Below are 19,836 nucleotides of genomic sequence, written 5' to 3' on the forward strand. Positions count from 1 at the left end.
GCCCACTCAACCACTGCGTCTTGCTCGACAATCCAAAAATAATTGAGAGGCTAGGACTTTTGTCCCAGCCTCTTTTAATTGTCGCTTGACCATATCAAATCGCAATTTTCTGATTTTTTTTGGTATAATGGTCCCTATGAAAATAGTATCTGGAACCTATGGGGGACGCCCCCTCAAAACACTTGAAGGAAAAACAACCAGGCCGACTTCTGATAAGGTCAGAGGGGCTATGTTCAATATGATTGGTCCTTACTTTGACGGTGGAAGAGTGCTGGATCTCTATGCAGGAAGCGGTGGGCTCTCTATCGAGGCCGTCTCTCGAGGTATGTCAGAGGCCATTTTAGTGGAAAGAGATCGTAGAGCGCAGGAGATTGTAGCAGCCAATATTGCCATGACCAAGGAAAAGGAACGGTTTCAACTGCTAAAAATGGAGGCCAAGCAGGCATTAGGGCTTTTAACGGGCACCTTTGATTTGGTGTTCTTAGATCCTCCTTATGCTAAGGAAGAGATTGTTCACGATATCGAAATCTTGTGCGAGCGCCATCTCTTGTCAGAGGACATCATGATTGTGTGCGAAACTGATAAACACGTAGAACTTCCTGAGGAAATCGGACAAGTGGGAATCTGGAAAGAAAAAATCTATGGAATTAGTAAGGTAACAGTATATGTCAGATAGAAATGGATTGTTTACAGGATCGTTTGATCCGATTACCATTGGGCATGTGCAATTGATCGAGCGAGCTAGTCGCTTGTTTGACCGTGTCTATGTCGGAATTTTTTATAATCCGGAAAAAGTCGGACTCTTTTCTATTGAGCAGCGCGTGCGCATGGTGAAAGGGGCCTTGGCTCATTTGGAAAATGTTGAAATTGTGACGTCGACTCAAGAGTTGGCTGTGACAGTGGCGCGCAATCTTGGGGTCATCACCTTGATCCGGGGCTTGCGCAATGCACAGGATCTAGTATACGAAGCCAATATGGATTATTTTAACCACCAGTTGGCGCCTGAATTGGAGACGGTTTATCTCTATGCCCAGCCTCCTTACCAGGCCATTAGTTCAACGCGTATTCGAGAGTTGCTGGCTTTTCAGCAAGATATCTCACCTTATGTACCAAAGAGTGTAATGGAGGAAATCAAAGATGACACAAGCGAATAAACCAAGCTTGCCTACAAAAAAGAAAAAAGGACGATTGAAAGAATACCGATGGCCGATTGCAGGCGTTCTTTTCTTGCTCCTCTTGCTAGCTGCCTTTGTGATTCGCCTTCCCTATTATATTGAGATGCCAGGAACGGCAGAAGACATTCGATCGGTCATGACAGTCGATGGAAAAGCGGATACCAAGTCAGGATCCTATGACTTTGTAACCGTGGCAGTGAAAGAAGCGACCCCGGCTGATTTGATCTATGCTTGGGCGACACCTTTTACAGATATCTACTCTGCCAAGGATATGACAGGTGGTAGTTCGAGCCAAGAATTTACGCGGATTAACCAATTCTATATGGAAACCTCGCAAAATATGGCCATCTACCAAGGGTTAAAGACAGCTGGAAAAGAAACCCAGATGGACTTTCTAGGTGTTTATGTCATGCAGGTAGCAGATGACTCGACCTTTAAGGGAATCTTGAACATTGCGGATACCGTCACCGGTGTGAATGGCAAGACCTTTAAGAGTTCCAAAGAATTGATTGACTATGTCGGTTCTCAAAAAATTGGCGACCCTGTTTCGGTGACCTATATCGAGGATGGACAAACCAAGACAGCAGATGGAAAGATCATCAAATTGTCCAACGGGAAAAACGGAATTGGGATTAGCTTGATCGACCGGACTGAAGCCAAAGGCGATGTTCCTGTCCAATTTGCGACCCAAGGGATTGGTGGACCAAGTGCCGGTATGATGTTTAGCCTAGCCATCTACACTCAAGTGGCGGATCCAGATCTTCGTCAGGGACGCCATATTGCAGGGACAGGAACCATTAACCAAGATGGAACGGTTGGCGATATCGGTGGGATTGACAAGAAAGTCGTCGCAGCCGATAAAGAAGGAGCAGAAATTTTCTTCGCCCCTAATAACCCTGTTTCTAAAGAAGAAAAGAAAGCCAATCCCAAGGCTAAATCAAACTATGAAACAGCGAAAGAAGCAGCGAAACAAATTCATTCGAAGATGAAAATTGTCCCCGTCAAAACCCTTCAAGACGCTATTAATTATTTGAAGAAGAATTAGAAGTATCTTGTTAGATCAGTCTCGTACTTGAAAGTACGAGGTAGAGTTGGCAGATAGGAAGATTCACCTTCTAATCAAATTCAAGTTTTTGCTTATCAATCTCTCTATTTTTAGAGGGATTTTTTCTTTATACTGGTATCAGAAAGAAAGGGAGGTAGTGAAATGATTCAAACCAGTTTGTTTTCCATTTCAGTATTCTTAGCGGGAGTTCTATCCTTTTTCTCCCCATGTATTTTGCCACTGATGCCAGTCTATGTAGGGATTCTATTGGATTCTGAACGTGTGAAGACAGTTCGGATTTTTGGAAGAGACATTTCTTGGTACGGCTTGGTGAAGACTCTTTGTTTTATCGCAGGTCTATCAACCGTATTTCTCATCCTAGGTTATGGTGCAGGGGCCCTTGGTCAGGTGCTTTATGCTCCATGGTTTCGCTATCTGCTAGGAGGGATTGTGATCTTATTAGGGATTCACCAAATGGAAGTGATCAATCTGAGACAACTCCAAAAACAAAAGAGTATCCAACTGAAGAAGGACGAAAAACGCAATGAATTCTTCAATGCTTTTCTGATAGGGGTCACCTTCAGTTTTGGTTGGACCCCTTGTGTCGGACCAGTTTTAAGTTCTGTTCTAGCCATTGCCGCTTCTGGAGGAGATGGTGCTTTACAAGGCGCTTTCCTGATGCTGGTCTATACATTGGGATTGGCGCTACCCTTCTTAGTCTTGGCTCTTGCTTCTAGCTGGGTTTTACAACATTTTGCTAAACTCAAGCCCCATATGGGAACCTTGAAAAAAATTGGTGGTGCCCTCATCATCTTGATGGGCATCTTGCTGATGCTAGGAAATCTTAATAGCCTCGCATCCCTGTTTCACTAATCTTGAATGATTAAAGGAGAAAAATCATGAAAAAAATTCTTACACTTACCATTGCTACGCTTAGCCTTGTCACTTTAGCAGCTTGTTCTGGACAGAAATCAGATTCAGACATGAAAAAAATGGACGATAGTAGTATGATGAAGAAGGATGACATGAAGAAGGATGACATGAAGGATTCATCCATGTCCGATGATAAAATGAAAAAAGAAGACATGAAAGATTCATCTATGATGTCTGACAGCAGTTCTGAAATGAAGGACGATATGAAAAAAGATGAGATGAAATCCAGCGATTCAGAAATGAAAGATGAAAAGAGTGGATCATCGGAAATGAAATCAGACAACTAATGAAAGAAGGGAGAAGTCATCTGAGGATGACTTTCCCTTTGTTTAAAGAGGTGATAATGATGAAAAAATTAGCTTTAGTAGCTACTGGGTTCGTATGCGCTGGACTCCTGGGCGCTTGTTCAAGCCAAGGAATGGCCACTTCCACCAAAGACATGAGTCAACAAACAGCTAAGGCTGGAGATAGGCAACCATCTGGCAAGAAAGTGAAGGATGTTAGCCTGCAAGGAGTGGATGGCAAGACCTACCGATTATCCGATTACAAAGGGAAGAAAGTTTACCTCAAATTTTGGGCTTCCTGGTGCTCTATTTGCCTGTCGACATTAGGCGACACAAATGATTTAGCAAAGGCAGAGGAGGGTAAGGATTATGTGGTCTTATCCGTTGTAGCTCCAACCTTTAATGGTGAAAAATCGGAAGCAGATTTCAAAAACTGGTACCAGTCTTTGGATTACAAGGATTTCCCAGTCTTGATGGACAGTAAGGGCGACTTGCTCAAAGAGTATGGGATTCGCTCTTATCCATCTGCTCTCTTTATTGCGAGCGATGGAACTCTCGCTAAGACCCATATCGGTTATATGAGCAAGGAAGACATCGTCCAGACTCTAAAAGAAATGAAGTAAGGAGGACATAAAATGGAAACAAAATGGAAACTCATTTCCATTCTTTTAGTGGGGCTATTTTGTTTTGGAATCTTTTTCCTTATCAAAGGATCCATGGCTTTGGATACATCAGGTGCGACGACTGAGCAGATCAAAAAAGCGTCCATGAGTCAGACACCAGTAGCAAACAAAAAGAAGGAAGAAAAAGTCAATCCAGAAGACCAACGAGAAATCTATCTAGCTGGTGGTTGCTTCTGGGGCGTAGAGGAATATTTCTCCCGTGTTCCAGGTGTGATTGATGCTGTATCAGGCTATGCCAATGGAAAGGGAGAAACGACCAAGTATGAATTAGTCCCTCAAACAGGCCATGCCGAAACAGTTCACATCACCTACAATGTCAAGAAGGTATCTCTGAAAGAATTGCTCCTGCATTATTTCCGGATTATCGACCCAACGTCGAAGAATCGACAAGGAAATGATCAAGGAACACAATACCGAACAGGTGTCTATTATGTCTCCCAAGAAGACCTTACAACTATTAACCAAGTCTTTGAAGAGGTAGCAAAAAAATACGACAAACCGTTAGCAGTGGAGAAAGAGCCACTGACCAATTTCATCAAGGCTGAGGACTACCACCAGGATTATCTAAAGAAACATCCGAATGGGTACTGCCATATCGATGTCAATCAGGCTTCTTATCCTGTTATTGATGCTAGTCGCTACTCTAAGCCAAGCGATGAGGAAATCAAAAAGAAGTTATCTCCTGAAGAGTATGCGGTGACACAAAAAAATGATACCGAACGGGCCTTCTCCAATCGTTACTGGGATCAGTTTGATGCCGGTATTTATGTAGATGTCGTGACCGGTGAGCCGCTCTTTTCCTCTAAGGATAAATTTGATTCTGGTTGTGGTTGGCCAAGTTTCAGTCGGCCTATTAGTCCTGATGTGGCCATCTATAAGGAGGATAAGAGTTTCAATATGACTCGGACAGAAGTTCGGAGCCGTGTAGGAAATTCTCATCTGGGCCATGTTTTTACCGATGGTCCCAAGGAAAAAGGCGGCCTTCGCTATTGCATCAATAGTTTGTCTATTACCTTCATTCCCAAAGCAGAAATGAAAGAAAAGGGCTACGGTTATTTATTGGACTACGTCTGAGACATTTGGAACCATAATTTGCTATAATAAGTATAGCAAAGACAAGTAGGTGAAAGACATGTATGCGATCATGATTGTGGAAGATGAAGAGCTTATCCGGCAGGGACTGACTTCCTTAGTGGATTATGAACAGTTTGGAATGACCGTCATCAACCAGGCAGAAAATGGCCGTGAGGCCTGGGAGAAGTTTCAAGAGCAACCAGCCGATATCCTTCTAACCGATATCAACATGCCACAAATGAATGGCTTGGATCTGGCCCATCTCGTTAAAGAGCAATCACCATCTTGTCATATCATTTTTTTGACAGGTTATGATGACTTTGAGTTTGCGAGAAAAGCCATCAAGTTAGGTGCGGATGATTATTTGCTGAAGCCTTTTTCAAAAGATGATATTGAAGAGATGTTAGCCAAGGTGAAAGGAAAGCTAGACAAAGAGCGAAAGAAGGCGCAAGTCGAAGATTTGGTCAGCCATGGTTATTCGACAGAGTTGGAAGAAGCCATTCATGCTCGTTTAGCAGATTCGCAGTTAACCCTGAAGGATTTGGCCTATCAACTTGGCTTCAGTTCCTCTTATCTAAGTGTATTGATCAAGAAAAAATTGGGACTTCCTTTCCAAGAATACCTCATCCAAGAGCGAATGAAGAAGGCTCAACTCTTGCTTCTCACGACAGATTTAAAGATTTATGAGATTGCAGATCAGGTTGGTTTTGAAGATATGAACTATTTTTCTCAACGCTTTAAGCAGGTTGTTGGGGTGACGCCAAGGCAGTACAAAAAAGGAGAGCATGAATGAAACGATATCCCTTGCTGATTCAGCTGGTCCTCTACTTTTTTCTCTTCATTCTCTTACTTTTTGGTCTCATCGGTAGCCTTTACTATCAAACGAGTTCAGGGACGATTCGCCAGCTAACGGAGCGGACGACAAGAAATAGTATCGACCAAAGTAGTCAGTTTATTACGTCTTATCTAAAAAAATTAAAGCAGACCACAACGGTGCTTAGCAAGGAACAGGCTGTTCAACAATTTGCCCAAGATAGGAGTGCGGATCAAGAAACGGTTCAGCACTTGATGCGAACGATGATTGAAACGGATCCGGACTTGGTCTCTGCGGTCTTGGTGACCAAGGATGGACGTCTGGTAGCGACAGATTCCAAAATCAGCATGCAGACTTCCTCAGACATGATGAATGAAAGCTGGTATCAAGAGGCGATTAAGGAAAGAGCCATGCCAGTTTTGACGCCAGCTCGAAAGGAATCCTTGACCTCGGAAAAAGAAAAATGGGTGGTTTCTATTACCCAAGAAGTAGTCGATCAGACTGGTCAAAATCTCGGAGTAGTACGTTTGGATATTGGCTACGATAGCTTACAGGCTTATTTGGATCACCTTCAGCTAGGGAAACAAGGCTTTAGTTTTATCATTAATCAAAAGCATGAGTTTGTCTACCATCCTAAAAAAGCGGTCTATTCCTCCAGCCAAGAGATGCAGGCCATGCAGCCCTATATTGCTGTGACAGATGGCTATGCTAAAGGAGGACAGAGTTTTATCTATCAGGTTCCGATTCCAGATAGTGATTGGACCTTGATTGGAGTAGCATCACTTGAAGGACTTCAGATGCTTCAGTCGCAACTCCTATACTCTTTCATTGGTCTAGGATTACTGGCCTTGATCATGTGTTTAATAGGGCTTGGCTTTGTTCTGCGTTTGTGGATCAAACCCTTACGAGACCTTCAGACCATCATTTTGAGGATTGGAGCAGGAGAAGCTCACGTGAGGGCTGTAGCCAAAGGATCTCCAGAATTGGTGGACCTCGCTCAAGCTTTTAATGCCATGTTGGATCAAATCGATCATCTCATGCAACAGGTAAAGGAGGAGGAGCAGAACGCACGGCGTTACGAGCTGCGGGCACTTTCGGCTCAGATTAATCCGCATTTTCTCTACAATACCTTGGATACGATTGTCTGGATGGCAGAGTTTAATGATAGTCGGCGCGTGGTTGACATCACCAAATCTTTGGCTCAATATTTTCGACTGGCTCTCAACCAAGGCCAGAAACAAATCCTGCTGAGAGATGAAATTGACCATGTCCGCCAGTATCTTTTCATTCAAAAACAACGTTATGGTGAAAAGCTCAATTATGAAATTCTAGAAGATGAACGGTTGGGCGATTATCAGCTCCCCAAATTAGTGCTTCAACCCTTAGTGGAAAATGCGATTTACCATGGCATTAAAGAGATCGATCGGCCAGGTCTCATTCGAGTGACAACTGAAGTCAGTGGAGACTCCGCCTGCGTATCGATTTTTGACAATGGACAAGGGTTTGATTTATCAGGATCAACAGACCAAACCCTTCTTCGTTTAGGAGGTGTTGGCTTGAAAAATGTGGACCAACGATTGCGTCTTCAATTTGGCGAAGCCTATCATATGGAAATTGATTCTAAGGCCAATAGCTATACGAAAATTACTCTTTATTTGCCCCTTTCATCATCTGATGAACATGTATAGAGACAAAGATTACCTTCTTTGTCTCTTTTTGCTGTCAAAGGAATTTCAACTCTTTTCTAGTCAAATCTGACGCAAGTCATCAAATTTATGATAGAATAAAGTGTTACAGTAAATAGATTTTGATGAAGGAACACTATGCGAAAAGAGATTGACCCTGAATTATATAATTACAATAAATTTCCTGGACCTGTGTTTCGTCAGGTAGGAGATCAGATCCTTTCAGAAAACCTCTCCTTTGAGTTGTTAAAAAATGAGAAGGAAGCATTTGATGCGACCGTTTTTGGTCAACGATTTTCTGAGATTTTAACCAAATTTGATTACATTGTTGGTGATTGGAGCAATGAGCAGTTGCGCTTGCGTGGCTTCTATAAGGAAGAACGCGATGTTGCAACGATGGATAAGTTAAGTCGCTTAGACGATTATTTGTTAGAATATTGTAGCTATGGTTGTGCTTATTTTGTCCTTGAAAATAAGGAGCCACATCGTGCTTCCTTTGATAAGAAATCACCGGTCAAAAAAGCTCAATCAGAAGAAAGAGAGCCTAAGAAGCGTTCGCGCAATCGCAAACAAAAAGATCGTTTCCAAAAACTAGAACGCGACAAGGGACAGTCAACGAATAACTCGAAAAAAACAAGACCGTCTGCTGAAACTAAAAAAACAACGAAGACGAACAACAAACGTCATTTTGTGATTCGTCAAAAAGAGGAGTAAGAAAGAATGAAACCATCCATTTATAGTTTAACACGCCAAGAGATGATTGATTGGGCGGAAGAAAATGGCGAAAAGAAATTCCGTGCAGCACAAATCTGGGAATGGCTCTATCGTAAACGTGTCCAATCTTTCGAAGAAATGACCAACCTTTCTAAGGACTTAATTGCGAAGTTAAATGATCAATTCGTTGTCAACCCACTCAAGCAACGGATCGTGCAAGAGTCAGCAGACGGGACGGTCAAGTACCTCTTTGAATTGCCAGACGGCATGTTGATTGAAACCGTCTTGATGCGTCAGCACTATGGATTATCTGTCTGTGTAACGACTCAAGTAGGATGCAATATCGGTTGTACCTTCTGTGCTTCTGGTTTGATCAAAAAACAACGCGATTTGAACAATGGTGAAATCGTGTCTCAAATCATGTTGGTCCAAAAATACTTTGACGAACGTGGCCAAGATGAACGGGTCAGCCATATCGTTGTCATGGGGATCGGAGAACCATTTGACAACTATAACAATGTCTTGAAATTTATCCGGACGGTCAACGATGACAAGGGATTAGCGATTGGTGCTCGCCATATTACAGTGTCAACTTCTGGTTTGGCTCATAAAATTCGTGACTTTGCAAATGAAGGTGTGCAGGTCAATTTGGCAGTGTCCCTTCATGCTCCAAACAATGACTTGCGCTCTAGCATCATGAAGATCAACCGAGCTTTCCCAATTGAAAAATTGTTTGCGGCGATTGAATACTATATTGAGACTACGAACCGTCGGGTGACCTTTGAGTACATCATGCTCAATGAAGTCAATGACGGGGTCGAGCAAGCCTTAGAGTTGGCAGAATTGCTCAAGAATATCAAGAAATTGTCTTATGTTAACTTGATTCCTTACAATCCTGTCAGTGAGCATGACCAATATAGCCGGAGTCCCAAAGAACGGGTCATGGCCTTCTATGATACCTTGAAAAAACAAGGTGTTAACTGTGTAGTGCGTCAAGAGCACGGTACAGATATTGATGCTGCCTGTGGCCAATTGCGTTCAAATACCATGAAACGTGATCGGGAGAAAGCGATTGTTGAACATGCGCAACCTTAAACAAGGACTGATGGATCATACAGAACTAACAAAAAGAGGAAGAAGGCTGTTACGGAGTGGCAGCTTCTTCTATTTTATCCTCTTGTGTTTGATGTGTTTTTTGCCCCAACAGCCAGAGCCAGGTATGGAAACACCGGGTATTCAACATTTCGGTCGCATCGTCGTCCTGCTGGTTCCTCTTAATTCGGTGATGAATCTTGGCCAGATCACCAGTGTCCTCCAACTCATTAAGGTCATTCTCCAAAACATAGCCAATATCTTTTTGTTAAGCCCGCTGGTCTTTCAACTCCTCTGGCTATGGCCCTGGTTGAGGAGCCGCAAACGGGTCTTGTGCTTCGGCTTTGCGATGAGCTTGTGGATTGAATGCAGCCAAGTTCTATTAGATCTCTTGTTTGATGCCAATCGTGTCTTTGAGCTAGATGATTTGTGGACCAATACCTTAGGGGCTTATCTGGCTTATATAGGCTTTCAGTATTTCAGAGCACGATTGCTAGCAAAAAATGGTGAAATGTAAAATCCGAACATTTTAACCACTTTTTAAAATTTTTGTTGACAAAATCAGAAGCGGGAGCTATAATAGCTTCAAGACATCAGAAAAGTAGAGATTTTTCTCACTTCCAGGGAGCTTGTGGTGATTGCGAACAAGCAGTGGTGAATCTTGAAATGGGCTGATGCGTTTATGATGATGAATTTGAAACAATAAAAATTCGGTGAGCACACCTTATCGTGCACCCTGTTGTTAGACAGGTCAGAGATGTAGGAGAAAGACTATCTTCCTACAATGGAGGTGGCACCGCGGTATCGAATCGTCCTCACACAGATTTTTCTGTGTGAGGTTTTTTGTATCTCAAAGGAATCCAGTGAGACTGCAGCTCAAAGGACCAGCGAGAGAAAAAAGATCATAAACAGGATTGAAAATATAGAAAAGAGGACACAATCATGACAGAAACAAAAGGCTATTTCGGACAATTTGGTGGATCTTTCGTACCAGAACCCATTCAAAACTTGCTCAACCAATTAGAGGAAACCTTTGAACAGTATAAAAATGACCCAGAATTTATCGCAGAATACAAACATTATCTGAAAGATTATTCTGGACGGGAAACACCGCTCTACTTTGCGGAAAGTTTGACAGATCATTTAGGTGGGGCGAAAATTTATTTGAAGCGCGAAGACTTGAACCACCTAGGTTCGCATAAATTGAATAACGTCTTGGGGCAAATCCTCTTGGCTAAGCGCATGGGCAAAACGCGCGTGATTGCTGAAACAGGAGCAGGTCAACACGGTGTCGCTACAGCAGCTGCGGCAGCTAAATTTGGTATGGCTTGTGATGTCTACATGGGGGCAGAAGACGTGGAGCGTCAACGCTTGAATGTCTTTCGCATGGAAATGATGGGGGCAACCGTTCATGCGGTTGAAACAGGAACCAAGACCTTGAAAGACGCCGTTGATGCTGCGTTTGGAGCATGGATGGCAGATCTCGATGCTTTTTATGTTTTGGGTTCTGCTGTTGGCCCTCACCCTTACCCAACCATTGTGCATGAATTCCAAAAGGTGATCAGTGAAGAATCTAAACGTCAAATCTTGGAAAAAGAAGGCCGTTTGCCAGACTATGTGATTGCCTGTGTCGGTGGTGGCTCTAATGCCATTGGTGCCTTTTCTGAGTATGTCGCAGAAGAGGAAGTCGGCTTGATTGGGGTAGAAGCAGCTGGTCATGGCTTGGACACCGATCAACACGCAGCGACCATGACCAAAGGGACTATCGGTGTGGTTGATGGGATGAAGACCTATGCAGTCTTTGGCGAAGATGGAAAAGTAGCGCCAGTGTACTCGATCTCTGCTGGTTTGGACTACCCAGGGGTTGGTCCAGAGCATGCTTTCTTTAAAGATTCTGGTCGTGTCGAATATGTGGCTGCAACGGATGACGAAGCAGTAGAAGCTCTTCTTCTCCTCAGTAAGACAGAAGGAATCCTCCCAGCCATTGAAAGCTCACACGCGATTGCAGAAGCGGTCAAACGTGCTCCACAATTGGATAAAGACAAGATCATCATCATCAATGTTTCCGGACGTGGGGATAAGGATGTGGCTGCCATCGCCGATTATCTAGAAGCGAAGGCTGCAAAATAAAAAGAATTTATCTGCAAAATATCGTATAAAGCAGTAAAGCATGATAACTGAGAAAGAGACAGGGAACAAAGGGAATCCGGTCTCTTTCTTTTTTGAGAGCAAATACGAGAATGCCTAAGATGGATGCGATCTGAATGAGAATGAGGATCTTGGTAGAAGAAAAGCTTAGCGAGAAGGTGGCGAGTAAGAGGAAATCTCCTGCTCCCATTCCGATAAAGAAAAAGTGAGCTCCGATCGCAAGGAGTAAAAAGACCAGCATGAGGAGATTACTACCGGATAAAAAGAGGACCAGGGCATGGAGACAGCACCAGATGACCAAGGGGTATTCCATAAAGCGAAGGTCATAGATGGCTAAAACGGCAGCTCCCAGTAGTGTTAGAAGTTGAGGCAGAGAAAGGAAACCATTGGCGCAGGCTAAAAAGAGCAGGCCACTCCAGACCTCAAAAAGGCAGTACCAAAATGGGTAGGTCTGATGACAATAGCGGCAGCGAAAGCGATGGAGTAATTGCGAGATAATGGGGATGAGATCCCAAACGCCAAGGACGTGCTGGCAGTGATCGCAATGACTGCGAGGAGCGAGAATAGATTGGTTTGGGAAACGGTCGACAACTAGTCCCAAAAAAGAGGCGATGCAAGTACCGATGGTAAAAAAATAAAAGTTGATCATACTTATTTATTCGTAAAGCAATCGGAAAATTTCATCATTTGCTTGAAAATCTTGTAAAGCCTTTCTAAATTTGATACAATAATGAACATGAAAAACCTGTATGATGTTCAACAATTTTTAAAACGTTTTGGAATCATCATTTATGTGGGGAAGCGCCTCTATGACATCGAATTGATGAAAATTGAGCTTCAACGTCTTTATGATGCAGGCCTGATGGAGCGGCTCGATTATTTAGAAGCCGATACCGTTTTAAGAAGAGAACACAAGCAAGAATTAGAATTTTTGAAAAAGAGTGAGGTAGAGTGATGGGAAATATCATTGTTTGGTTGGCTATTTTAGGAGCATTTGGATGGATGGCGTTTAATTATTTCCGCATCCGTAAAGCTGCTAAATTTGTGGATAATGCCACTTTTGAAGAGCTCATTCGTCAAGGGCAGTTGATTGACTTGCGAGAGCCAGCTGAGTTTCATGTCAAGCATATTTTAGGAGCACGCAACATTCCTTCTACCCAGTTGAAGTTGAGTCTTGCAGCCTTGCGTAAAGATAAACCAATTTTGCTCTATGAAAATAGCCGTAGTTCGCGTGTAACCAATGCGGCTCTCTATCTTAAGAAACAGGGCTATACAGACATTTATGTCTTGTCTTATGGTCTCGATTCTTGGAATGGGAAAGTGAAAAAAGACGCTTAATAAAAAGAGCTCTAACTGCACAAAGTGTGTGGTTAGAGCTTTTTTATCTCGTTTTTTCAAGGTAGTCTTTGACCCGTGTGAGCTCCACCTCATTCAAAGGTCGGCTTTCTCCAGGGGCTAACTGAGGATCCAAGGTGAAGGGACCAAAAGACAAGCGTTTTAAGGTCATTACTTTGACCCCAATGGCCAAAAACATCTTTTTCACTTGGTGGTATTTTCCTTCTGAGATTCGGACCTGGGCCTTGCTGTAGCTGGGGGTACTTTCTAGAATGGTCAAGGAAGCAGGCTTGCAGATAGGGCCGTCCGTGAATGAAATCCCATTCTGAAATTGTTCGATGTGGGCTGCATAGAGCGGACCATTGACTTCTACCTCATAGACTTTCTCCACATGGTATTGAGGATGGAGCAGTTGAAAGCCTAAGGGACCATTATCTGTGAGGAGGAGCAGACCACTCGTATCGCGATCGAGGCGACCAAGAGGGTAGAGGTCTGGGTACTCTTGCTGGGGGTCCACTAGATCGATCACCGTTGGATGGTGGGCGTCTCTTTTGGCGGTCACGGCCCCGATTGGTTTATGGAGCATGTAGTAGTGGTGACGCGGTTCTTGAATGATCTGATCCCCTATTTGGATTTGTTGGAGTCCAGGGTCGATGTTTTGGGATAGCTTTTGAGCTGGTAGGTGATCGACCAAGATTTGCCTTCGGGCCAAAAGTTGTTTGATGTCTTTACGAGCGTACTGATGGTCTGCCATCAATTGATCTAATCTCATGGGAGCCTCTTTTTCTGAAATTCTTATCATCAGTGTATCATGAAAAGAAAAGGAAATCGAGTCAGAGAAAAGAAATGAATATGAAAACATTTACAACTAGCTGAACTGTGTTTTTTAGATAGGACTGTGGTATAATTGTTCAGTTAGAAATATTATTTAAAATTTTATAGAGGAAATCATGACAAAATTAAGAGAAGATATTCGTAACGTTGCGATCATTGCCCACGTTGACCATGGTAAAACAACCTTGGTAGACGAATTGTTGAAACAATCGCACACCTTGGATGAACGTAAAGAATTGCAAGAACGTGCAATGGACTCAAACGATCTTGAAAAAGAACGTGGGATCACGATCCTTGCTAAAAATACAGCCGTTGCTTATAACGGAACTCGAATCAATATCATGGACACACCAGGACACGCGGACTTCGGTGGAGAAGTGGAACGGATCATGAAAATGGTCGATGGGGTTGTATTGGTCGTTGATGCCTACGAAGGAACCATGCCTCAGACTCGTTTCGTATTGAAAAAAGCCTTGGAACAAGATCTTGTTCCGATCGTTGTAGTCAACAAAATCGATAAACCATCTGCTCGTCCAGAAGAAGTTGTAGATGAAGTTCTTGAACTCTTCATCGAATTAGGTGCGGATGATGACCAATTGGAATTCCCAGTTGTTTATGCATCAGCGATCAACGGAACCTCTTCACTTTCAGATGATCCAGCTGATCAAGAGCACACAATGGCACCGATCTTTGATACCATCATTGATCACATCCCAGCTCCAGTTGATAACTCAGATGAGCCCCTTCAATTCCAAGTATCCCTGCTTGATTACAACGACTTCGTTGGACGTATCGGTATCGGACGTGTCTTCCGTGGTACTGTAAAAGTTGGGGACCAAGTAACCCTTTCTAAATTGGATGGAACGACTAAGAACTTCCGTGTTACCAAACTCTTTGGTTTCTTTGGCTTGGAACGTCGTGAAATTCAAGAAGCTAAAGCAGGTGATTTGATCGCTATCTCTGGTATGGAAGATATCTTCGTTGGAGAAACCATCACACCGACAGACGCAGTTGAAGCTCTTCCAATCCTTCACATCGATGAGCCAACGCTTCAAATGACCTTCTTGGTCAACAACTCACCATTTGCTGGTCGCGAAGGGAAATGGGTAACCTCACGTAAAGTCGAAGAACGCTTGCAAGCGGAATTGCAAACAGACGTCTCTCTTCGTGTTGACCCAACTGATTCACCTGATAAATGGACCGTTTCAGGACGTGGGGAATTGCACTTGTCTATCTTGATTGAAACCATGCGTCGTGAAGGATACGAATTGCAAGTATCTCGTCCAGAAGTTATCATCAAAGAAATTGATGGTGTCAAATGTGAACCATTTGAGCGCGTACAAATCGACACACCAGAAGAATACCAAGGATCTGTTATCCAAAGCCTTTCTGAACGTAAGGGTGAAATGTTGGATATGATCGCAACTGGTAACGGTCAAACTCGTTTGGTCTTCCTTGTTCCAGCGCGTGGTTTGATTGGGTACTCAACTGAGTTCTTGTCAATGACACGTGGTTACGGAATCATGAACCACACCTTTGATCAATACTTGCCAGTGATTCCAGGAGAAATCGGTGGACGTCACCGTGGTGCTCTTGTTTCAATCGATAACGGAAAAGCAACCACTTACTCTATCATGTCTATCGAAGAACGTGGTACGATCTTTGTCAATCCAGGTACAGAAGTTTACGAAGGAATGATCATTGGGGAAAACTCTCGTGAGAACGACCTGACCGTAAACATTACGAAAGCCAAACAAATGACCAACGTTCGTTCAGCTACTAAGGACCAAACAGCGGTTATCAAGACTCCTCGTATCTTGACCTTGGAAGAATCTCTTGAGTTCTTGAACGACGATGAGTACATGGAAGTAACACCTGAATCTATCCGTTTGCGTAAACAAATCTTGAACAAAGCAGAACGCGAAAAAGCAAATAAAAAGAAAAAATCAGCAGCTGCTGAATAATACGGAAAGAAAGGAGAAGCAAAATGGTCTATTTTATCTTAGGGATTTTGATTCTCCTTTTTTACCTTTTTATGACCCCAAAAAGTATTCGTGGTACCTTAAACAGTGTCACAATGGTGGTCTTGATCGTCTCCATTATCGTACTGACTTGTCTCGCTATTTTTCAGATATTCCAACTACCGTCTGAGTTTTTTATCGGTGCCTTTCTCGCCTTTGTTGGCTACCTGGCTTTGGTGGATATTTCCAAAATGACGACCAAACAGAAAAAATAAACGCTGACGTGATTTTTAAAGCCCTTTGGGCTTTTTAATTTTGCTAAAAAAAGGTAAAATAGAGAGTGATAAAAATGGAGCGAAGAAATCATGAAATTTGTGAAACAATTTGAAAATAAAAAGGTTCTTGTATTAGGTTTGGCGAAGTCAGGCGAGTCAGCTGCCCGTTTGTTGGATCGCTTAGGAGCGATTGTGACCGTCAATGATGGCAAACCTTTTGAAGAAAATCCAGCAGCACAAAGTTTACTGGAAGAAGGGATTAAAGTTGTGACAGGAGGTCACCCTTTGGAATTGTTGGATGAAGACTTTGCGGTCATGGTAAAAAATCCGGGAATTCCTTATTCCAATCCGATGGTTGAAAAAGCGCTTGAAAAGGGCATTCCAGTCCTCACTGAGGTGGAATTGGCCTATCTGATTTCGGATGCGCCAATTATTGGGATTACAGGATCAAACGGAAAAACGACGACGACAACCATGATCGGGGAAGTCTTGACGGCTGCCGGCCAAGGTGGTTTATTGTCTGGGAATATCGGTTTTCCAGCTAGTCAAGTTGCACAAACAGCAACAGAAAAGGATGTTCTGGTCATGGAATTGTCTTCTTTCCAATTGATGGGAATTGAAGCCTTCCATCCAGAGATTGCAGTGATTACCAACCTCATGCCGACCCATATCGACTATCATGGTTCTTTTGAAAATTATGTAGCTGCCAAATGGAATCTTCAAAAGAATATGACAGAAAAAGATGTCATTGTCTTGAACTTCAACCAAGACCTGGCCAAGGAACTGGCGACAAAAACCAAGGCAAGTGTCCTTCCGTTTTCAACGGTCGAAAAAGTGGATGGGGCTTATTTGGAAGATGGACTTCTCAAGTTTAAGGGAGAAGTTGTTATGCGTGCAGATGAACTGGGCGTTCCAGGTAGTCACAATGTAGAAAATGCCTTGGCAACGATTGCAGTTGCAAAAGTCCGAGGAGTCGAGAATGAGGTCATTAAAGAAACCTTATCGGCCTTTGGAGGAGTGAAACACCGCCTTCAATATGTGGATGAGATTCAAGGTGTCAAATTCTATAATGATAGTAAATCGACCAATATTTTAGCAACACAAAAAGCCCTTTCTGGTTTTGATAACAACAAGGTGATCTTGATTGCAGGAGGGCTCGATCGTGGCAATGAATTTGATGAATTGGTACCTCACATTGCTGGTCTAAAGGAAATGGTGATTCTAGGGGAATCAGCTCCTCGAGTGAAACGCGCAGCAGATAAAGCTGGCGTCTCTTATGTTGATGCGGCAGATGTAGCGGATGCTACAAAGAAAGCCTTCGACTTGGCTAGCCCCGGAGATGTTGTCCTACTAAGTCCTGCCAATGCCAGCTGGGATATGTATCCGAATTTTGAAGTGCGTGGGGATGAATTCCTTGCTACAGTAAAAGGGTTGAAATAAGATGAAAAAAATAATGTTTACTGGTGGGGGAACCGTGGGACATGTGACCCTTAATCTCCTCTTGATTCCAAAATTTATCGAAGATGGATGGGAAGTCCATTATATTGGAGACAAAAAAGGAATCGAATACCAAGAGATCAAAAAGTCTGGCTTAGACGTGCGCTTCCATTCAATTGCAACGGGGAAATTGCGCCGCTATTTCTCTTTCCAAAATATGATGGATGTGTTCAAGGTGGCTTGGGGGACGCTCCAGTCCATTGCAATCCTGCTTCGTGTGCGCCCACAAGTTCTCTTCTCAAAAGGAGGATTTGTTTCTGTGCCACCAGTGATCGCAGCCCGACTCACGCGTGTTCCTGTCTATATCCATGAGTCCGATCTTTCTATGGGATTGGCCAATAAAATTGCTTATAAATTTGCTACCAAGATGTACACGACTTTTGAGCAAGCACATGGTTTGACAAAGAGTGAGCATATCGGTGCGGTAACCAAGGTCACAGATCATATTCCGCCAACTTCAGAAGTTTTAGAAGAAAAAACAAAAGGTTTCCGAAAAGACTTGCCGACCCTTCTCTTTGTCGGAGGATCAGCCGGTGCGCGTGTCTTTAATGAATTTGTGACAGAGCACAAAGCAGAGCTCTTGCAGCACTACAATATCATCAATTTGACGGGTGATTCAACATTGAATCAGGCTGAGGGTGGCTTGTATCGAGTGGATTATGTAACCGATCAGTATTTACCAATGCTCCAAAAGGCTGATTTAGTGGTGACTAGGGGTGGAGCCAATACCTTATTTGAGCTCTTAGCTATGAACAAACTCCATTTGATTGTACCGCTAGGAAAAGAAGCCAGCCGTGGCGATCAGATTGAAAATGCCCAATATTTTGTGGATAAAGGTTATGCAGAGCAATTGCAGGAAGATCAATTGACGCTCGAAACCTTCAATGAAACCATTCAAGAAATGTTGAAGCAAAGCCAAGTCTACCACCAAGCAATGGAAAAATCGACAGAACTCCTTTCACTAGACGATTTTTATGGCCTGCTTCAAAAAGATATCAGTAAGGGAAAAGATGACGGACGACAATAAAAAAACGCCAACGGATGACAAAATTACAGAATTGTCAGCCTGGCAAAAAAGAAACAAAGAATATTTAGAAAAAAAAGCGCTTGAAAAAGCGGAAGAAGCTGAAAAAGAGGAAACTGAAAGAGAAGAAGCACAAGAAGACGAAGACCTTTCAGAAAAAGAAACAGCTTCCGTCTCAGAGGAAGAATCTGACGAACGAAAAGAGTCCGAAGAAGAAGATGAATTTGAGGCCGAAGAGGATCCAGATGCGGATGGAGAAAGTTCAGAAGGAGAAGAGGATGATCCGGCTGTAGAGGAGCTAGATCCTTCAGAGAAGCAAGAGAAAAAGCCTTCATTCTTTAAAGGCTTAAAGACGAAAAAGCCAAAGAAGGAACCGACAGTGGCAAAACGCCATATCTATCGTGCCCTTCCGGTTATCGGAATCAGCTCGATTGTCGCCCTTCTCTCAATCTATTTTTTAAGTCCCTTGTCCACACAGAAAGTGATTGAATTTTCAGGGAACAAAGCGGTTGATCAGCAACTCTTGTATGAAAAAAGTCGCATCAAAGAAGAAGATTATACTCTGACGACCTTCCTTCATAAATCGGTCTATGAACAAAACATGAAAACGGCTAGTCCATGGATCAAAGAGGTTCACATGCATTATCAATTCCCGGTGACCTTTAAAGTCAATGTCGTGGAACACAAAGTGGTTGCCTATTATGTGACGGGAGAAGACCACTATCCAGTATTGGAAAATGGAGAAGTAGTGGAGACAGTAACTCCAGCTTCGGAATTGCCGTCCTCCTATATTAGCTTAAAATTCTCAGATCGAGAATTGGTTAGACAATTTGTCCAAGAAATGAAGTCTATTTCTTCTTCCATTACGGATAAAATTGTTTCGGTTGATCTGACACCGAGCAAGGTCACCAAGGATCTGGTGACCATCACCATGAAAAACGATAATAAAATCTTGGTGCCTGTTTCCCAAATTACCCGCAAGCTTCCTTATTATAAGGCCATTAGTAAGCAATTAGACGATGATTCCACCATTGATATGGAGGCTGGAGTATTCAGCTATAGTGAACAATCCATCGCAGATGCCAAAGAGCAAGCTGAAAAAGAAAAGGCTGAAAGTACAGAAAAGCAAGAAGAACATTCTGAGGAAGCAAGCCACGAACAGAATCAAGAACAGAATCCAGAAGGAGAGAATTCTTCTGGAAATGAGTAAAGCCCATAAATTATCTCAAATAATTGAAGAAAAAATGTCCATTTTAGGCTTCT

22 protein-coding genes and 1 other annotated feature are annotated in these 19,836 nt (G+C 43.0%); of the genes, 20 read left to right on the top strand and 2 right to left on the bottom strand.

The genetic code is table 11. The features are described 5' to 3' along the window. Positions 1 to 136: 136 nt before the first annotated feature. The 13 genes from rsmD to trpB all read left to right on the top strand — a co-directional run bounded on the left by rsmD (position 137) and on the right by trpB (position 11,629). Positions 137 to 676 (top strand): 16S rRNA (guanine(966)-N(2))-methyltransferase RsmD, encoded by a 540-nt coding sequence (rsmD, locus tag H7T97_RS08390; protein WP_201090038.1) that lies wholly within the window; start codon positions 137 to 139, stop codon positions 674 to 676. Beyond that, a complete protein-coding gene (coaD, locus tag H7T97_RS08395; protein ID WP_070659858.1) occupies positions 666 to 1,154 on the top strand; it encodes a pantetheine-phosphate adenylyltransferase in 489 nt (162 codons plus the stop codon). The genes rsmD and coaD overlap by 11 nt, the downstream gene beginning before the upstream one ends. After that, positions 1,138 to 2,220, top strand: a complete 1,083-nt coding sequence (locus H7T97_RS08400) for a SepM family pheromone-processing serine protease (RefSeq protein WP_070450302.1) — start codon at positions 1,138 to 1,140, stop codon at positions 2,218 to 2,220. Before coaD ends, H7T97_RS08400 begins: the two co-directional genes overlap by 17 nt. A gap of 162 nt (positions 2,221 to 2,382) precedes the next feature. Beyond that, positions 2,383 to 3,093 (top strand): thiol-disulfide oxidoreductase-associated membrane protein CcdA2, encoded by a 711-nt coding sequence (ccdA2, locus tag H7T97_RS08405; RefSeq protein ID WP_031575887.1) that lies wholly within the window; start codon positions 2,383 to 2,385, stop codon positions 3,091 to 3,093. A 26-nt stretch (positions 3,094 to 3,119) separates the two neighbouring features. Beyond that, positions 3,120 to 3,440, top strand: coding sequence for a hypothetical protein (locus tag H7T97_RS08410; protein ID WP_031575889.1), 321 nt, complete (start codon positions 3,120 to 3,122; stop codon positions 3,438 to 3,440). A gap of 59 nt (positions 3,441 to 3,499) precedes the next feature. Then, on the top strand, positions 3,500 to 4,060 hold the full coding sequence (locus tag H7T97_RS08415) for a redoxin family protein (RefSeq protein ID WP_031575891.1): 561 nt from the start codon (positions 3,500 to 3,502) through the stop codon (positions 4,058 to 4,060). A 12-nt stretch (positions 4,061 to 4,072) separates the two neighbouring features. Then, the gene (gene msrB / locus H7T97_RS08420) at positions 4,073 to 5,194 is read left to right on the top strand and encodes a peptide-methionine (R)-S-oxide reductase MsrB (protein ID WP_201090040.1); all 1,122 of its coding nucleotides are present in this window, start codon (positions 4,073 to 4,075) and stop codon (positions 5,192 to 5,194) included. 58 nt (positions 5,195 to 5,252) lie between these two features. Then, positions 5,253 to 5,987 carry a response regulator transcription factor gene (locus tag H7T97_RS08425; protein ID WP_195487221.1) on the top strand — a complete coding sequence of 245 codons (735 nt, stop codon included), beginning with the start codon at positions 5,253 to 5,255 and terminating at the stop codon, positions 5,985 to 5,987. Next, positions 5,984 to 7,696, top strand: a complete 1,713-nt coding sequence (locus tag H7T97_RS08430) for a cache domain-containing sensor histidine kinase (RefSeq protein WP_201090042.1) — start codon at positions 5,984 to 5,986, stop codon at positions 7,694 to 7,696. The genes H7T97_RS08425 and H7T97_RS08430 overlap by 4 nt, the downstream gene beginning before the upstream one ends. Before the next feature lie 135 nt (positions 7,697 to 7,831). Next, positions 7,832 to 8,407 carry a YutD family protein gene (locus tag H7T97_RS08435; protein WP_201090044.1) on the top strand — a complete coding sequence of 192 codons (576 nt, stop codon included), beginning with the start codon at positions 7,832 to 7,834 and terminating at the stop codon, positions 8,405 to 8,407. A gap of 6 nt (positions 8,408 to 8,413) precedes the next feature. Further along, the gene (rlmN, locus tag H7T97_RS08440) at positions 8,414 to 9,502 is read left to right on the top strand and encodes a dual-specificity RNA methyltransferase RlmN (RefSeq protein WP_049514207.1); all 1,089 of its coding nucleotides are present in this window, start codon (positions 8,414 to 8,416) and stop codon (positions 9,500 to 9,502) included. Beyond that, entirely contained in the window at positions 9,489 to 10,016 is a 528-nt protein-coding gene (locus tag H7T97_RS08445) for a VanZ family protein (RefSeq protein ID WP_049498348.1), read from the top strand. Before rlmN ends, H7T97_RS08445 begins: the two co-directional genes overlap by 14 nt. Before the next feature lie 67 nt (positions 10,017 to 10,083). Continuing rightward, positions 10,084 to 10,319 (top strand) — a binding site (T-box leader). Positions 10,320 to 10,441: 122 nt separating this feature from the next. Beyond that, complete coding sequence (trpB, locus tag H7T97_RS08450) at positions 10,442 to 11,629, top strand: tryptophan synthase subunit beta (RefSeq protein WP_049474407.1); 1,188 nt, start codon at positions 10,442 to 10,444, stop codon at positions 11,627 to 11,629. A 7-nt stretch (positions 11,630 to 11,636) separates the two neighbouring features. Here trpB and H7T97_RS08455 read toward each other — a convergent pair whose 3' ends face one another. Further along, the gene (locus H7T97_RS08455) at positions 11,637 to 12,296 is read right to left on the bottom strand and encodes a prepilin peptidase (protein ID WP_049523094.1); all 660 of its coding nucleotides are present in this window, start codon (positions 12,294 to 12,296) and stop codon (positions 11,637 to 11,639) included. An 87-nt stretch (positions 12,297 to 12,383) separates the two neighbouring features. Between H7T97_RS08455 and H7T97_RS08460 the strand changes: the two genes are divergently transcribed. Together H7T97_RS08460 and H7T97_RS08465 are read left to right on the top strand one after the other, a co-directional pair. Further along, positions 12,384 to 12,602, top strand: coding sequence for a YqgQ family protein (locus tag H7T97_RS08460; protein WP_003017930.1), 219 nt, complete (start codon positions 12,384 to 12,386; stop codon positions 12,600 to 12,602). Further along, positions 12,602 to 12,985 carry a rhodanese-like domain-containing protein gene (locus H7T97_RS08465; RefSeq protein WP_049523095.1) on the top strand — a complete coding sequence of 128 codons (384 nt, stop codon included), beginning with the start codon at positions 12,602 to 12,604 and terminating at the stop codon, positions 12,983 to 12,985. Before H7T97_RS08460 ends, H7T97_RS08465 begins: the two co-directional genes overlap by 1 nt. A 43-nt stretch (positions 12,986 to 13,028) precedes the next feature. Here H7T97_RS08465 and H7T97_RS08470 read toward each other — a convergent pair whose 3' ends face one another. Further along, a complete protein-coding gene (locus tag H7T97_RS08470) occupies positions 13,029 to 13,754 on the bottom strand; it encodes a 16S rRNA pseudouridine(516) synthase (RefSeq protein WP_049523096.1) in 726 nt (241 codons plus the stop codon). Between the two features lie 178 nt (positions 13,755 to 13,932). Here H7T97_RS08470 and typA point away from each other — a divergent pair, with 178 nt between their 5' ends. From typA to H7T97_RS08495, 5 genes are all read left to right on the top strand, one after another. Continuing rightward, positions 13,933 to 15,780, top strand: a complete 1,848-nt coding sequence (gene typA / locus H7T97_RS08475) for a translational GTPase TypA (protein ID WP_003011633.1) — start codon at positions 13,933 to 13,935, stop codon at positions 15,778 to 15,780. 23 nt (positions 15,781 to 15,803) lie between these two features. Further along, positions 15,804 to 16,052 carry a DUF3165 family protein gene (locus H7T97_RS08480; protein ID WP_201090046.1) on the top strand — a complete coding sequence of 83 codons (249 nt, stop codon included), beginning with the start codon at positions 15,804 to 15,806 and terminating at the stop codon, positions 16,050 to 16,052. 90 nt (positions 16,053 to 16,142) lie between these two features. Further along, complete coding sequence (gene murD / locus H7T97_RS08485; RefSeq protein ID WP_201090048.1) at positions 16,143 to 17,492, top strand: UDP-N-acetylmuramoyl-L-alanine--D-glutamate ligase; 1,350 nt, start codon at positions 16,143 to 16,145, stop codon at positions 17,490 to 17,492. 1 nt (position 17,493) lies between these two features. Then, positions 17,494 to 18,576, top strand: a complete 1,083-nt coding sequence (locus H7T97_RS08490; protein ID WP_150905496.1) for a UDP-N-acetylglucosamine--N-acetylmuramyl-(pentapeptide) pyrophosphoryl-undecaprenol N-acetylglucosamine transferase — start codon at positions 17,494 to 17,496, stop codon at positions 18,574 to 18,576. Further along, positions 18,560 to 19,783, top strand: a complete 1,224-nt coding sequence (locus H7T97_RS08495; RefSeq protein WP_150905498.1) for a cell division protein FtsQ/DivIB — start codon at positions 18,560 to 18,562, stop codon at positions 19,781 to 19,783. Before H7T97_RS08490 ends, H7T97_RS08495 begins: the two co-directional genes overlap by 17 nt. Positions 19,784 to 19,836: the final 53 nt, after the last annotated feature.

It is taken from the genome of Streptococcus parasanguinis (assembly GCF_016648925.1).
GTDB lineage: Bacteria > Bacillota > Bacilli > Lactobacillales > Streptococcaceae > Streptococcus.

Excerpts from the sequence above, each read along its gene's own strand:
- rsmD (WP_201090038.1), top strand. The coding sequence starts at position 137 with ATGAAAATAGTATCTGGAACCTATGGGGGACGCCCCCTCAAAACACTT.
- coaD (WP_070659858.1), top strand. The coding sequence starts at position 666 with ATGTCAGATAGAAATGGATTGTTTACAGGATCGTTTGATCCGATTACC.
- H7T97_RS08400 (WP_070450302.1), top strand. The coding sequence starts at position 1,138 with ATGACACAAGCGAATAAACCAAGCTTGCCTACAAAAAAGAAAAAAGGA.
- ccdA2 (WP_031575887.1), top strand. The coding sequence starts at position 2,383 with ATGATTCAAACCAGTTTGTTTTCCATTTCAGTATTCTTAGCGGGAGTT.
- H7T97_RS08410 (WP_031575889.1), top strand. The coding sequence starts at position 3,120 with ATGAAAAAAATTCTTACACTTACCATTGCTACGCTTAGCCTTGTCACT.
- H7T97_RS08415 (WP_031575891.1), top strand. The coding sequence starts at position 3,500 with ATGAAAAAATTAGCTTTAGTAGCTACTGGGTTCGTATGCGCTGGACTC.
- msrB (WP_201090040.1), top strand. The coding sequence starts at position 4,073 with ATGGAAACAAAATGGAAACTCATTTCCATTCTTTTAGTGGGGCTATTT.
- H7T97_RS08425 (WP_195487221.1), top strand. The coding sequence starts at position 5,253 with ATGTATGCGATCATGATTGTGGAAGATGAAGAGCTTATCCGGCAGGGA.
- H7T97_RS08430 (WP_201090042.1), top strand. The coding sequence starts at position 5,984 with ATGAAACGATATCCCTTGCTGATTCAGCTGGTCCTCTACTTTTTTCTC.
- H7T97_RS08435 (WP_201090044.1), top strand. The coding sequence starts at position 7,832 with ATGCGAAAAGAGATTGACCCTGAATTATATAATTACAATAAATTTCCT.
- rlmN (WP_049514207.1), top strand. The coding sequence starts at position 8,414 with ATGAAACCATCCATTTATAGTTTAACACGCCAAGAGATGATTGATTGG.
- H7T97_RS08445 (WP_049498348.1), top strand. The coding sequence starts at position 9,489 with ATGCGCAACCTTAAACAAGGACTGATGGATCATACAGAACTAACAAAA.
- trpB (WP_049474407.1), top strand. The coding sequence starts at position 10,442 with ATGACAGAAACAAAAGGCTATTTCGGACAATTTGGTGGATCTTTCGTA.
- H7T97_RS08455 (WP_049523094.1), bottom strand. The coding sequence starts at position 12,296 with ATGATCAACTTTTATTTTTTTACCATCGGTACTTGCATCGCCTCTTTT.
- H7T97_RS08460 (WP_003017930.1), top strand. The coding sequence starts at position 12,384 with ATGAAAAACCTGTATGATGTTCAACAATTTTTAAAACGTTTTGGAATC.
- H7T97_RS08465 (WP_049523095.1), top strand. The coding sequence starts at position 12,602 with ATGGGAAATATCATTGTTTGGTTGGCTATTTTAGGAGCATTTGGATGG.
- H7T97_RS08470 (WP_049523096.1), bottom strand. The coding sequence starts at position 13,754 with ATGAGATTAGATCAATTGATGGCAGACCATCAGTACGCTCGTAAAGAC.
- typA (WP_003011633.1), top strand. The coding sequence starts at position 13,933 with ATGACAAAATTAAGAGAAGATATTCGTAACGTTGCGATCATTGCCCAC.
- H7T97_RS08480 (WP_201090046.1), top strand. The coding sequence starts at position 15,804 with ATGGTCTATTTTATCTTAGGGATTTTGATTCTCCTTTTTTACCTTTTT.
- murD (WP_201090048.1), top strand. The coding sequence starts at position 16,143 with ATGAAATTTGTGAAACAATTTGAAAATAAAAAGGTTCTTGTATTAGGT.
- H7T97_RS08490 (WP_150905496.1), top strand. The coding sequence starts at position 17,494 with ATGAAAAAAATAATGTTTACTGGTGGGGGAACCGTGGGACATGTGACC.
- H7T97_RS08495 (WP_150905498.1), top strand. The coding sequence starts at position 18,560 with ATGACGGACGACAATAAAAAAACGCCAACGGATGACAAAATTACAGAA.